The organism is Idiomarina sp. (genome assembly GCF_019431395.1).
GTDB lineage: Bacteria > Pseudomonadota > Gammaproteobacteria > Enterobacterales > Alteromonadaceae > Idiomarina.
In genome coordinates, this window is record NZ_CP080268.1 from 1,609,180 (window position 1) to 1,622,324 (window position 13,145).

Annotated in this window: 12 protein-coding genes and 1 pseudogene; 5 read left to right on the forward strand and 8 right to left on the reverse strand. The window is 50.1% G+C overall.

Features of this window, described 5'->3' with window-relative positions; translation table 11 throughout:
- Positions 1-98: 98 nt before the first annotated feature.
- Both KZ771_RS07900 and KZ771_RS07905 read left to right on the forward strand, forming a co-directional pair.
- Complete coding sequence (locus tag KZ771_RS07900) at positions 99-356, forward strand: helix-turn-helix transcriptional regulator (RefSeq protein WP_133538730.1); 258 nt, start codon at positions 99-101, stop codon at positions 354-356.
- Positions 353-1,570: a type II toxin-antitoxin system HipA family toxin gene (locus KZ771_RS07905; RefSeq protein ID WP_290652758.1), complete on the forward strand. Its 1,218-nt coding sequence runs from the start codon at positions 353-355 to the stop codon at positions 1,568-1,570. Before KZ771_RS07900 ends, KZ771_RS07905 begins: the two co-directional genes overlap by 4 nt.
- 64 nt (positions 1,571-1,634) lie before the next feature.
- On the opposite strand, the gene acs is transcribed toward KZ771_RS07905, so the two are convergent.
- Complete coding sequence (gene acs / locus KZ771_RS07910) at positions 1,635-3,575, reverse strand: acetate--CoA ligase (protein ID WP_290652760.1); 1,941 nt, start codon at positions 3,573-3,575, stop codon at positions 1,635-1,637.
- 179 nt (positions 3,576-3,754) lie between these two features.
- Here acs and KZ771_RS07915 point away from each other — a divergent pair, with 179 nt between their 5' ends.
- A complete protein-coding gene (locus tag KZ771_RS07915) occupies positions 3,755-4,927 on the forward strand; it encodes a DcaP family trimeric outer membrane transporter (RefSeq protein ID WP_290570564.1) in 1,173 nt (390 codons plus the stop codon).
- Between the two features lie 279 nt (positions 4,928-5,206).
- Positions 5,207-7,012, forward strand: coding sequence for a hypothetical protein (locus KZ771_RS07920; RefSeq protein WP_290652762.1), 1,806 nt, complete (start codon positions 5,207-5,209; stop codon positions 7,010-7,012).
- Between the two features lie 120 nt (positions 7,013-7,132).
- Here the strand turns inward: KZ771_RS07920 and KZ771_RS07925 are convergent, their stop codons facing one another.
- The 6 genes from KZ771_RS07925 to KZ771_RS07950 all read right to left on the reverse strand — a co-directional run bounded on the left by KZ771_RS07925 (position 7,133) and on the right by KZ771_RS07950 (position 12,040).
- Positions 7,133-7,846 carry a nucleotidyl transferase AbiEii/AbiGii toxin family protein gene (locus KZ771_RS07925; protein WP_290570560.1) on the reverse strand — a complete coding sequence of 238 codons (714 nt, stop codon included), beginning with the start codon at positions 7,844-7,846 and terminating at the stop codon, positions 7,133-7,135.
- Complete coding sequence (locus KZ771_RS07930) at positions 7,846-8,052, reverse strand: hypothetical protein (protein WP_133538722.1); 207 nt, start codon at positions 8,050-8,052, stop codon at positions 7,846-7,848. The genes KZ771_RS07925 and KZ771_RS07930 overlap by 1 nt, the downstream gene beginning before the upstream one ends.
- Before the next feature lie 132 nt (positions 8,053-8,184).
- Positions 8,185-9,477 (reverse strand): exopolyphosphatase, encoded by a 1,293-nt coding sequence (locus KZ771_RS07935; protein WP_290652764.1) that lies wholly within the window; start codon positions 9,475-9,477, stop codon positions 8,185-8,187.
- Positions 9,478-9,489: 12 nt separating this feature from the next.
- The gene (locus tag KZ771_RS07940; protein WP_290652766.1) at positions 9,490-9,687 is read right to left on the reverse strand and encodes a hypothetical protein; all 198 of its coding nucleotides are present in this window, start codon (positions 9,685-9,687) and stop codon (positions 9,490-9,492) included.
- Positions 9,674-10,813, reverse strand: coding sequence for an RNA degradosome polyphosphate kinase (locus KZ771_RS07945; protein ID WP_365996734.1), 1,140 nt, complete (start codon positions 10,811-10,813; stop codon positions 9,674-9,676). The genes KZ771_RS07940 and KZ771_RS07945 overlap by 14 nt, the downstream gene beginning before the upstream one ends.
- A gap of 45 nt (positions 10,814-10,858) precedes the next feature.
- Positions 10,859-12,040, reverse strand: coding sequence for an RNA-guided endonuclease TnpB family protein (locus KZ771_RS07950; protein ID WP_290652768.1), 1,182 nt, complete (start codon positions 12,038-12,040; stop codon positions 10,859-10,861).
- A 13-nt stretch (positions 12,041-12,053) separates the two neighbouring features.
- Between KZ771_RS07950 and KZ771_RS07955 the strand changes: the two are divergent.
- Positions 12,054-12,229: pseudogene (locus tag KZ771_RS07955) on the forward strand (transposase); the annotation flags it as partial.
- A gap of 69 nt (positions 12,230-12,298) precedes the next feature.
- On the opposite strand, the gene KZ771_RS07960 reads toward KZ771_RS07955, so the two are convergent.
- The gene (locus tag KZ771_RS07960) at positions 12,299-12,883 is read right to left on the reverse strand and encodes a hypothetical protein (RefSeq protein ID WP_290652770.1); all 585 of its coding nucleotides are present in this window, start codon (positions 12,881-12,883) and stop codon (positions 12,299-12,301) included.
- Between the last annotated feature and the right edge of the window lie 262 nt (positions 12,884-13,145).

Sequence of the window (13,145 nt, forward strand, 5' to 3'; positions counted from 1 at the left end):
GTGATTCATAGATTTTGACTAAAGATAAAAAGCATGATTTATTGCTAAATAGCAAACTTAATGCTTTAATTTAACAAAGTTCGCTATTTGACTAACAAATGACTTCTCTCAATACTATCGGGCAAGCCTTAGCGGCTGAGCGGAAAAGCCGGAAACTCACGCAGCAGCAGGTTGCGCAGGCCACAGGTATCCATAAGAGCACATTGTCTGAAATTGAAAATGGTCGTTTTACCGGGTCATTAGATATTCTTTTACGCTACATTCATTATCTTAATTTTGATTTAGCGATCCAGCAGCGTCAGCATACGCTGCCCGATTGGGATGATCTTGATGATTTGTTTAAGGATGACGAATGACGAGCAAAATACTGCCGAAAAAGATCACGTCGATTAACGTAGCCAACCAACATGAAAAGCTTGGCTTGTTAACGCACGGCGCTGTTTATAATTACCAGCCGACCTCAGATGACGCTTTTGTGTCGCTCACGATGACCCGCAGAGACCTACGAAGTTATAACAGTGGCGCGCTTCACCCCATTTTTAGTCAAAATTTACCTGAAGGGTTCAACCGGCGATTTATTGCTGAGCGACTTGCTCGGTATGCCAAACTGGATGACATGTACTTATTGGCATTACAGCAAAACAACGGCATCGGTCAATTATGCTACCAGAGCGAACTCCAACTTGATGACGTAGAGCCTTTGTCTTTGACCGATATTCTCGACTACCAAGGTACCGAATCGCTGTTTCCACAACTATTGGAACGATATTACTTACGCAATGCCGTTTCTGGCGTTCAGCCCAAAGTCAGTATTTCGAACATAACTGACCGAACTGTCCCGCAACCCGGGGTTATTGTAAAAACTTATGACGAAGCTTTCCCTCTACTGACCGTGAATGAATATGTTTGCATGCAAGCCGCTCAAGCCTGCGGTTTGGCGCCACCGGCAACATATCTGTCTAACGATCTGCAGCATTTTGTGATCGAGCGCTTTGACCGGCCGAATGGCCAATGGCTAGGCTATGAAGATTTTACCACGCTGATGAAGCGCGCGAATACGCCTGATGCCAAATACCAAGGTAGTTACGAAGCTTTGTTACGCGCCACTATGCTTTATACCAATAACTTACAAGAAGTCACCCGCATGTATCGTTACATTGTGTTCAACTGCTTGATCGGAAACGGTGATGCACATCTCAAAAATTTTGCCCTGCAATACACGCCTGACATGAATGCAATTTTTGTAAGTCCTCCTTTCGACATCACTCATACACTGATTTACGAGGACATCGATAATAAGATGGCGTTGAAAATGGCGGGCTCGAAGGAGTTTCCTTCGTTCAGTCATTTACTTGCATTGGCCGATGGACCTGGATTTAAAATAAGAGGCGCAAAAGACATAATTCATGAGTTTGCTCAACGTATCGAGGAGCTTTTAGTAGATAGCGAAGAGGTAAAGCTCATTGATGGATTAAAGGAATCCATTTCACGGCATCTATCCCGAACAATGCATCAAACCGCAACGGTTAGCACTTATCGGCATGACAAGAAACGCAAATACCCGAAGTAAGGTTGTATAAAAAAACGGGCTCGCGTGCCAAAGGCACGCGCTACCCGCTTTTGGTGGGATGTTGTTATGCGTTTTTGCGGTGCTCGATGAGGTCGTCGACCACGGACGGATCGGCGAGGGTTGAGGTGTCACCGAGGCTGTCGAACTCGTTCGCAGCAATCTTACGCAGGATACGGCGCATGATTTTGCCGGAACGGGTTTTCGGCATACCGGTGGTCCAGTGGATCAAGTCCGGGGTCGCAATAGGGCTTAATTCAGAGCGTACCCAGTTACGCAGCTCTTTGGTCAGCTCGTCAGTTACCTCGACACCTTCAACCGGGGTCACGTACACATAAATCCCCTGCCCCTTGATGTCGTGGGGATAACCCACCACGGCAGCTTCAGCAACCGCTTCGTGCGCAACCAAGGCACTCTCAATTTCGGCAGTACCCAAACGGTGGCCGGATACGTTGAGTACGTCGTCCACACGGCCGGTGATCCAGTAGTAACCATCGGCATCGCGACGCGCACCGTCACCGGTAAAATAAACATTCTTATAGGTCGAGAAGTAAGTTTGCTCGAAGCGTTCGTGGTCGCCCCAAAGCGTGCGCATTTGGCCCGGCCAGGAGTCTTCGATAATCAGACCACCTTCAGCCTCACCTTCCAGTTTGTTGCCTTCGTTGTCGACCAGCGCCGGTTTCACCCCAAAGAACGGTCGTGTTGCCGAGCCCGGTTTAAGGTCGGTCGCGCCCGGTAATGGCGTGATCATGATGCCGCCAGTCTCGGTCTGCCACCAGGTATCCATAATCGGGCACTTGCCGTTACCAATACGCTCGTGATACCAAGTCCAGGCTTCCGGGTTAATCGGCTCACCGACACTACCCATAATGCGCAGGCTCTCGCGACTCGAGGTTTTCGCGGCTTCGTCGCCTTTCGCCATCAACGCACGGATAGCAGTTGGCGCGGTGTATAGAATCGTTACCTTGTGCTTATCGACGATTTCGCCGATGCGGCCTACACCGGGATACGTTGGCACGCCTTCGAACATCAGGCTGGTGGCGCCGTTGGCAAACGGGCCGTAAACAATATACGAGTGGCCGGTAATCCAGCCAACGTCGGCCGCACACCAGTAAATGTCATCATCATGGCAGTCAAATACGTATTCGTGCGTCATCGACGCGTAGACCATGTAGCCACCGGTGGTATGTACAACGCCTTTTGGCTTGCCGGTTGAGCCCGACGTGTAAAGAATAAACAGTGGATCTTCGGCGTCCATTACTTCCGGCTGGCATTCACTGCTTACATCACCAACCAGCTCATGCCACCAAACATCGCGGCCGTCCGTCCAGTTAACATCGCCTTCGGTAACCTGGGCAACAATCACGTGCTCCAAAGTCGGGCAGGCATCGTCGTTGAGCGCTGCGTCAACGTTCTTTTTAAGACCAATGGTGCTGCCGCCGCGGCGACCTTCATCGGCGGTAATAATTGCCTTTGCTCCACAGTCATTAATGCGGTCAGCGATGGCATTAGGCGAAAATCCACCAAAAATGACCGAATGAACAGCGCCAATACGGGCACAGGCCAACATCGCGTAGGCTGCTTCTGGTACCATAGGCATGTAGATCGCCACGCGGTCACCTTTGCCAATACCTAATTTTTTCAGGCCATTAGCAAAACGAGATACCTCTTTGTGTAACTCGCGATAGGTTATGTGTTTGTCTACACTCGGGTCGTCGCCTTCCCAGATAATCGCCGTTTTGTCGGCTTTGTCGGCAAGATGGCGGTCAACACAGTTGTAGCAGGCGTTTAAGGTGCCATCTTCAAACCATTTAACATTAACGTTGCCCGGCTCGAAGGTGGTGTTTTTGACTTTTGAATAGGGGCTGAACCAGGTAATACGTTTACCTTGCCCTCGCCAAAAACCTTCGGGGTCATCAACGGATTGTTGGTAAAGCTCTAAATACTTGTCGTTATCTAATTTTGCTGTTTGCTTAATGTGATCCGGCACTTTATATAGTTGCGACATTACCACTTCCTCCTTATTCGCTTAATGACTCATTTGTACGGAATACGCGGGCTGAACACTATTAGACCATAGTCTAGATTGCGAAAAATTGAACAATTACCGAGAATTAATGGCGTTTATAAAGCTTATCGACTCATAAAAAATAAGCATAAAACTTGGCTGACACGGGAGAACACACGATGGCTTCAAGTTCGAACAAGAACAAATTCTTACTTACGGCTGCGGCAGCAGCAGTGATGGGCGTCACCAGCTTCGGCGCTCAGGCGCAGGACTCAGAGTTCACGTTTGGTGGTTTCGTTAAACTGGATATGATGGTATCGGATTATGCCGACGGTGCGGCACCGGACAGTGGTAGCATTGCTCGCCAGCAGTACATTCCCAGCCTGACGCCGGTCGGTGGCGACGGCGATGACATGGCAACTGATTTTCACGCACGTCAGTCACGCTTCTTTATTACCAACAAAACCGAGCTTGATAACGGTGAAACCCTGACCGGTCATATCGAAATGGACTTTATGCTGACGCCGGACGGCGACCAGCGTATTTCTAACTCCTACAACCCGCGTTTGCGCCATGCGTTCATCAAATACGGTAACTGGACCTTTGGTCAAACCTGGTCAAACTTCCAGGATTTGAACATTCTGGCAGAATCGGTCGATTTTATCGGTATCACTGACGGTATCGTGTTTAACCGTCAAGCGCAGATCCGTTACACCTCCGGTGGCTTTAGTGCGTCTCTTGAAAACCCGGAAACGACAGTGACCGACGAAAGCGGCAGCCGTATCGTATCGAGCGACGGTTTGATGCCGGACGTCACCTTTAAGTACACCGGTAAAGCAGACAACCTGGTATGGCAGGCATCCGCGTTATTGCGCCAGTTAACTTATGATGTGGCACAAAGCGGCGACGATGAAACGGCTTTTGGTTACGGTGTTAGCTTAGGCGCGAAATACAGCTTTGGTATGGACGACATCCGTGCGTCAATCACTACCGGCTCTGGCCTTGGCCGCTATCTGGGTCTGAACACCTGGAACGGCGCTTACATTGACGCTGACGGTGGTCTGGAAACCATCGATTCTACCGGTATCTCGTTTGCTTACCGCCATTTCTGGACCGAGAAACTGCGTTCAAACGTGGTCTACTCACGCGGCTGGGCCGATAACGACGACGCGCTGTTGGCATTGGCCGGCGACATGACCGAATACACCGAACGCCTGGCGTTTAACGTAATGTATTCAGCCGCCTCTAACCTGACCTTCGGCGCCGAAATTTCACAAGCAACACGCGAAACCGAAGCCGGTATTGATGGCGATTTGAATCGTCTGCAATTGATGGCGATGTATAAGTTCTAAACACTTGGGGCCTTCGGCCGGGGTAGGCTCGCTGCGCTCGCGGTGTAGCGTGCTGCCTTCGGCGCACGGGTTTAGGCGCTTCGCGCGTTAAACCCTAAACCGGCCGAAGGCCCTAAACCGCGAGCGCAGCGAGCCTACCCCGGCCGCAGGCCCTACACCGCGAGCAAAGCGAGCCCTCCCCCTGTCCAACATATCCTACGTGGTGTTGCGCTTTCTTCTATCCTTTTCGCCTGTTGCTGACGCTATTCTTGTTCTCCTTTTACATCGGGAGAAACGAACATGGACGTGCATACTTTTTCACGCTCGTTGGTGGCAGTTGCTGTTGCGGCTTTGCTTAGTGGTTGTGGTGCAGAAGAGGAAGATGGCGGCGGCAATGTCGCGATTGATATCGAAAACCAGCCACCCACGGCTGAAGCCAGCAATTGGCAAACGGTCGATATGCTCACCGAGGTTACCATCACCGGCAGCGGCGAGGACACTGATGGCACAATTGTAAAGGCCGAGTGGAATCAGGTTGCCGGGCCGAGCATCACGCTGACCTCTTCAGACGCAAATCAAATTACCTTTACCGCGCCGGAGGTTAACGATGGCGATGTCGAAATTATTAGCTTTGAGTACACTGTAACCGATGATGATGGCGCCACCGACAGCGATATTGCCGATGTCGAGGTGGTTTATAAAGCCGACCCGGTGGCGAAAGTTCAACCCAAATTGCAGTCGTTGAAGGTTGCCGTCAGCGCCTTCGCCGACTACGACTTATCGGAGGATTTTAGATTAACTACCGCATTATCAGACCGAGTCATGTTCAGTGACCTGGGGTTTATCAGAACCATCCGAACACCGGATTATCAATTACTGTTTTTGACTAAAGCGGACGACCAAAGCCTGATTGCTCCCTCGCTGATGGATACCGAGTCCAGCAAATGGCGCGGTGGTGATCACGACATAACGGTGGATTCAATCGCCCTCGGCACTGTGGCAACGCTGCCGATGATGATGGGATACAGCCGCGCCGACCGCGCATTGATACTTGACGAGGTAAAAAAACTACCGCTGTTTGAGGACTTTAAGAAAACTATCGAGCACGGCATAGCCACTGACTTCAAGAACTTGATGAATTACGACGTGTTTCCGGAAGTCTACCATAGCGCATTCGCGGCCTTTGAGACGGCAAGCAGCGCACTGGGCAGCACTCAATGGTATCCGCCAATTGCTGAGCTGGATGGCATAATTCAACCTGCCAATGAACATCAATTTAGCGCCTATAATCATTCGGGCGCCTACTACGACATTAACACACAACACGACAACATCGCCTTGGCCTATCCACGGGCTGTTGGTTGGGAACTGTTTGGCGATTTAAGTACCCTTGTTACAGAGCGTGTTTTTAGTACCGATGACTTCCAGCAGTTGTCGTTAACTAAAAATGCTCCGGCGACGCTGATTCATGGGTTGTGCCGGGTATTGGATGCGATTAACTGGTGTCCGCTGACCAGTGCGGCCATCGGACAACTGACCGCAGAAAAGCTAAAACCATTCCTGCACAACGCGATTCAGCAAACCTCCGGCAACTCGCCACATCGACTTTATGCCGAGTTCCTCAACTGGATGCGTGATGAGCAAAATTGGCGCAATTTTAGCAGCCTGATGTTTGAAGGCTTATCAGTTATTGACCAGGGCGGAGATATTGATGGCAATGTATCGCAGATTCATTTGCAGGCCGCTAAGTCATTTTTTGACAATGCCGCCAAAGCATTAAGATCCTACGATGCTTATACCGCAGAGCAAGCGCACCCGGTATTTGCCCGTGATTTTTTGCTGGGGACGGAGCAGTTAAGCTGGTGTTTCGAACAGGTTGAAACCGACGGTTATACGCACTTCGAAATGACATGCGATAAAACCCCACCGGTTGGCGTAATTACCCATGATAAAGAGCTGGACGAAATCAACATCGGTGACAGCATAACTTTTAGTGCCGAAAAGTCCTTCGGCAGCAACGAACAACCGTCAGCCTACGAAGTACGCTGGGACTTTAATAACGACAACAGCTTCGATACCCAGTGGTCCTTCAATCACACCGCCTAAACCTCTTACACAGAGCCCGGCGAATACGAAGTCATCATGGAAATCCGCGCCGGCACCAGCGATGTCGACCGCACCATGGCGCGAATCGTCGTTAAGTAGCGTGCGTCCTGACGCACGGTACTACAAACTCCGGCGAAGTTTCTCTGCTGTCGGTTGCAAGGTTGATTCAAAAAAGTCGGATGAAATATTCATTGCACCGGCAGCTTCTTGATAACGCTCCAAATTGTCACTAAATCCTTCCAACGCTTTTTTCAGCCCCTGTATGACAACTTTTTCGCTGTAATGATTTGCAGCCGCTCGCAGCGACGAGTCAGGGATTGGGCCCCAGGCTGCGGCCATCGCGACAATATCAAATATATCTTTATAGGGCTTTTGGCCGGCTCGGTCAGCATTAGCAAGCAGTTTGGTCGTGAAACACGAAGTCTGATCAATAAAAGGTACTGGGAAGAGACTGTTTCGTGCGTCTTTAGCTAATTGATAATCATCGAACGCCACGAATTCAAGTTTAACTTGCTCGCCATTCTGCTCTAAAAATGTCCTGACGCCATATCGATCAAAACGAATTTCGGGCACATAAGTAAATTCGCGTCTAACTAACTCACCCAATGACTGCGATGTAACTTGACGTCGAACGGCCCGGTAAGCCTCTTTATTGGCACATAAAAAATCGATATCAACAGAGGTACGATACTCTTTTAGTTCGAGTGCTATGCGGGTGCCACCGCCAAACAAAATATTGTGGGAACCAAGGTACTCGTGATTGAATCCTTGTAGCAACTGTTCGATCAGTTGATGGTGAGGTTGCGTGTAAGCCACTGGCTGATAGCTTTCCATCAGGCAACTGCGGGCAGAAAGATGCCAAATTCCTTCGTTAGTCCTGCAATCAGTTTACGCTCCTTGGCTGTCAGCTCAGTTTCAAACAAAAAGCGCCAGCGATCTTCATAAATCGTTATTGCCTCTTTATGCGTAAAATATTGCTGTTTGGTATCCCACAGTAAGCGATCAAGCTGCGGATACTGATTACGATCAATTAACTCCATCGGGCTTCCTCACTGTGCTGTAACCGTAAAACAAGCATAATTCAGCGGTAATTTTTTGTCCAGTGATTGGCCTACCGAATAAAATACCTCGTAGCGTGCGTCCTGACGCACGTCCGGCTTCGCAATGTCGCGTCAGGGCGCGACGTACAGCAGTCGGTAGCCAAGCTTTTTAAAGGTGGCGGCTTCGTCATCGAGCTGGGCCTGCAGCACGGCGTCTAAGCGGGCGGCTTTAGTTAGTTTGAGAGTCAATTGACTCTCTTTAACGCTAACGCCGTCCACCAGCCGCCGGTCCTGCCGGTCACTATTAATAACCGCCGCCAGCCGCAGAATTAAAATCAGCTTTACCACCTGGCTCTGATCAAATAATGCCAACTCGGGAAATTCTTCCGGTTTGAGTTTTTTCCGAAAAAACCGCACCACCGTGGCTAATAATCGCTGCTCTTCGGCATTAAAACCCGGCATGTACGCATTGCTGAGGATATAACCAGAATGTTTCTGCACCCCGCTGGCACTGATACTCAAGCCGACTTCGTGCAGCTTGGTAGCACCTTCCAGCAACAACTCCATATCGTGCGAGTCAATCTGCCAGGCAGCAGCCACAGCCTGATAAAGCTGACAAGCGGTGCGCCATACCCGTCTTGCCTGCGCCTCATCGACCGAATACCGTTGTGCCAAACTATAAATCGTTCGTTCACGCACGTCCTCGAGGCTCAGCACTTCCTGCGCCAGTTCGTACAAAACGCCCTCGCGCAGCGCAGCATCATGAGGTTGCAGACGCTCCAGTTCCAGCTCTTCAAATATCCCAATTAATACCGCCAGGCCACCCACTATCGATACGCGTCGATCGTCAGAAATCACCTCGGTTTGCAGATTATCAACATGCTTCGCCGCAATCAGCTGGTCGCGGCATGCCAACAAATCGGCCATGGTTAACCCGCTTGCGGAGGAATTTATCGTTTTACTCACCCACTGGTAAATCACCTTGACGGTGCCCGATGTACCGTAAACCGCCTGCACCCGTTTGCCGGCAAGCGCATTAGCAACCGGTTCAATCTGTTGGCGCACATAAACCACAGCCTTATCGAAGCGCTTGGCGCTAATTTTACCGTCGTTAAAAAACTGCGTTGTGCAAGCCAGACTGCCGACACTGCGCGAACTCAACACCGACGCCTGTTTGTTTTTACCAAAGGCAAATTCACTACTGCCGCCGCCAATATCAATCACCAGCTCGCCGACACTATCGGCGATGGTCTCGCTGACCCCACGATAGATCAAACGCGCTTCTTCGCGCCCGGAAATCACCTCAATCGGGAACGGCAGAACCTTAGCCGCAGCCGCTAAAAATTGCTTGCGATTTTTTGCCCGTCGCAAGGTGTGCGTCGCCACCACTTTAACGCTATCGGTAGTAAATCCTTCCAGCCGCACCGCACATTGTTTTTACACATCCAGCCCGCGGGCGCTCGCGGCGTCTGACAAATAACGCCCATTCAGACCCTGCGCCAGCTGTACCGGCTGTTTAAATTTAAAAATCGGCTGCAGCTGGCCTTCGACCAATCGCACAATAATCAAATGGAAGCTGTTTGAGCCCAAATCGAGCGCGGCAAACTGCTGTTGAGACGTACTATTCGCGCTCATAGTCATGACTCCGGCGTTTAAAATAACGGTAAATCGCCGTCTGCGATCGCAGCAGGCGTGATTTTTTGGTCTTACGTTTACCTGCCTGCTCGCGCTCAATCAGGCTGTCGTCAACCAGGTTGTTTACTTTGATAAATATCGCCGCCGGCCGGCCCTGCTGTGCCTGTTCAATTTCGTACTCGATATAATCGGTCAGCCGCTGCCGCATAGTCACCGGCGCTACCATCAACTCTCTGAATTTTGTCTGCCGATACGGTTGCTCAAGATAATTAAACACGTTATCGACATCCGCCGTAATCGCGTTATCGCAGGTAAACAGGCTAAAATCGGTATACACCTGCGCGGTACCTTCGTGGAAGTTACCGGTACCGATCACCGCATAGCGGCGCTCGGTAATACCCTCACGGCGATGTACCAGCACCAGTTTCGAGTGCACTTTTAAGCCATGAATACCAAAACTGACATGCACACCCGCCTCGGTTAGCTCTTTCGCCCACTCTATATTGGCTTCCTCGTCAAAGCGCGCCTGCAACTCCACCATCACGGTGACGTGTTTGCCGTTTTGTACGGCATCGGTCAACGAATGCAGAATACGCGAGTGCGGTGCTACCCGATAAATACAAATGGCAATACGGGTCACATTCGGGTCATACGCGGCCTGACGCACAAACTCGGTAAAATGGGCGAAGCGGTGGTACGGGTAATACAGCAAAATATCGCTGCTGCGAACGGCATCGAAGACGTTATCAAACCGGTAAAACTTCGGGTGCAGCAACGCCGGTTGACGCGGATGTTCAAGCACTGCCCGACGGTAGTTGGGGAACTTAGCAAAGTCACGGGTGTTGCGGTAACGACCACCGGCAACCAGCGAGTCGAAGCGGTTCAAATCCAGCTTTTCGCTTAAAAACACCAGCATTTCGTCGGGCATTTTTTTATCGTAAACCAGGCGCACGGGGTCGGCCTTAAAGCGCTGCTTAAGCCCCTCTTCCATCCGCTCCAGAATGCTTTGTTCAATGTCATCAGACGGATGGTATTCGGCATCACGGGTCATTTTGAAAGAGAACGCCCGCAACCGCTTAAACGGCACAATGCCGCGGAACAGTTCATCAAGATTCAGCTGCAGGATATCGTGTGACTGCTCCCCGCCCTGACGGGCGAGGCTTCCAAATTCTTAGGCAGCAACCGGCGCGTGGCCGGATTTACGCAAGCCTCCATTGGCAGGAACCGACAGCCCTTCGGCTCTTAGTTTGATAATACCCTGCTGCCGGATATTGACCGCGGCGTTGATGTCGCGGTCAAGCTCTGCTGTACAAGCAGGGCACGACCAGTTACGCACCGACAACGGCAGGGTGTCTACCTTGTGCCCACAGCAGGAGCAGGTCTTGGAGCTGGCGAACCACTGGTCGATTTTGACCAGATGTTTGCCCTGCTCCTTCGCTTTGTATTCCAGTTTCTGAATCAGGCCGGACCAGCTTGCGTCTGCGATGTGCTTGGATAGCTTCCGGTTCTTCAACAGGTTCTTCACTTTCAATGTCTCGACCACCACCGCTTGGTTTTCGTCAATGAGTTGTCGGGACAGGTTGTGCTGGAAATCCGCACGGGTATTCGCTAGGCGCTCATGCGCCTTAGCCAGTTTCAAGCGTGCTTTCGTACGTCCTTTGCTACCTTTCTGGCAACGGGATAAGGCTTTCTGCTTGCGTCGCAAATTAGATTGGGCGCGTTTCAGGAAACGGGGATTCGCCGTCTTGTTTCCTTCGGAGTCGATAGCAAGATGGGTTAGCCCCATATCAACGCCCAGCACGGTATCAACGCTATGCAATGGGGCCGGTGTTTGCAAGCCATCTTCAACCAACAGCGAGGCGTAGTACTTCCCTGTTACCGAGCGCGACAGCGTTACGCTCTTGAGCTTTCCGTTCAGCTCACGGTGAACCCGCGCCTTAAGCGGCTTCATCTTCGGCACTTTTATCCAGTTCTCGCCAACACTCACACTCGTGCAGTGGTAGCTGGATTGTTTACCGTGTTTGCGCTTGAACCTCGGGTAACGGGCGGGAAGCTTCGGGTCAAAAAAGTTCTGGAAGGCTTTATCAAGGTTGATGCACGCTTGCTGGAGTGCAATCGAATCAAAATCCTTGAGCCAATGATACTTGCGAGATTTTTTCGCCACCGCCAACAGCGGCTTAAGGTCTTTCTTGGCCTTGAGCTTCAGGCCGTGACGTTTGTACTGTGAGCTGATGATATGCAACGCCTTGTTGTACACGAACCGCATAGCACCGAACTGGCGGTTGAGAAATTCCGCCTGTTCAGGTGTCGGATATATGCGTACCTTCGTGGCCTTTAACATTTCAGCGCTCATTGGTATGGTTCAATTATTATAATCCAGTAAATCGGTTTCATCACGCCGGATACGAATACTCAATGCCCACATACCCCGGCAAAGCAAAAGTGCAGGCTCTGGTCACGCTCTTACTTTGCCTGTAGTGCCGGCGGGGCAACCATCGAAACACTGAGAGATTATGTGCAGAGTCAGGCTACACCAGAATAGAACCGTTGCGCGGTTCCCGCTTGTATCCCCGCCCGATTGTGCGAGGGTTTACGCGGAGTTTTGCTAAGTTTACTCGCCCGAGAATGTGTGTAATTTAAAATTACAATCATTAGTATTCAGTATTTGCTTAACCTCATTAAAATGCATTACTCCGACGACAAACAAGTATTTCTTATCAGATCCCTCACAAAGATGTTTTGCTATGTTTTCGGCCATCGCTTGATGCCGCTGATTATGAAATGCAACTAATGGTTTCCAACGCTCTAATTGGTCAGATAGGTTAGGGTTGTTCTCAAGCAGAGTCAGCATATCGTTAAAAATTGCATCACTATTATTTTGAAATGCATTAACGCAGGTTGCAGACTGAAGCTCTTCGAATGTAGCGTTTTGCATGCAGTGGCTTCTTTCTGAGAAGGTCCCAAGGATCCTTTCAAAAAGAGGAGCATTAATTAAGTCGTCGGATTTATACTTTCCTTGAACCACCTGAAAAACTTCTCCAAGTGTCTGGTTATAAGCTATCTTTTTCATCGCTTGATTGCGATGTTCCATGGAGACATTAACAATTGGTATCTCATGATGTCGTTGAATTTGCCGGTATGCCTCGATCTCTAACCCTGAAGTTTCGCTTGATATATTGCCCTCACTGTTAAACATCGACGGATCTCCCTCCGTCAGGATGAAATCAGGATCTAACCTACTGATGTACTCTGAAAGATCTGAAGAATTATAGTTCTTTGAGGAACTATGGATTGATCCGATAATCGTAAGTTCGTTAGCGTTTACTAAAAGCCAGGGACAACAGCAGATAAGGGCAAGTACACACTTCAGCAAAATAGACTCCGTTCTTTCTCATCGTGTTTTAGCAATACTATCATAAAGCGACAAGCAGCGACTTTCGTCGGGCTGTATACGACAA

Bases quoted from the DNA above. Each gene is read 5' to 3' on its own strand.
- KZ771_RS07900 (WP_133538730.1), top strand. From the start codon at position 99: ATGACTTCTCTCAATACTATCGGGCAAGCCTTAGCGGCTGAGCGGAAA.
- KZ771_RS07905 (WP_290652758.1), top strand. From the start codon at position 353: ATGACGAGCAAAATACTGCCGAAAAAGATCACGTCGATTAACGTAGCC.
- acs (WP_290652760.1), bottom strand. From the start codon at position 3,575: ATGTCGCAACTATATAAAGTGCCGGATCACATTAAGCAAACAGCAAAA.
- KZ771_RS07915 (WP_290570564.1), top strand. From the start codon at position 3,755: ATGGCTTCAAGTTCGAACAAGAACAAATTCTTACTTACGGCTGCGGCA.
- KZ771_RS07920 (WP_290652762.1), top strand. From the start codon at position 5,207: ATGGACGTGCATACTTTTTCACGCTCGTTGGTGGCAGTTGCTGTTGCG.
- KZ771_RS07925 (WP_290570560.1), bottom strand. From the start codon at position 7,846: ATGGAAAGCTATCAGCCAGTGGCTTACACGCAACCTCACCATCAACTG.
- KZ771_RS07930 (WP_133538722.1), bottom strand. From the start codon at position 8,052: ATGGAGTTAATTGATCGTAATCAGTATCCGCAGCTTGATCGCTTACTG.
- KZ771_RS07940 (WP_290652766.1), bottom strand. From the start codon at position 9,687: ATGAGCGCGAATAGTACGTCTCAACAGCAGTTTGCCGCGCTCGATTTG.
- KZ771_RS07950 (WP_290652768.1), bottom strand. From the start codon at position 12,040: ATGAGCGCTGAAATGTTAAAGGCCACGAAGGTACGCATATATCCGACA.
- KZ771_RS07960 (WP_290652770.1), bottom strand. From the start codon at position 12,883: ATGTTTAACAGTGAGGGCAATATATCAAGCGAAACTTCAGGGTTAGAG.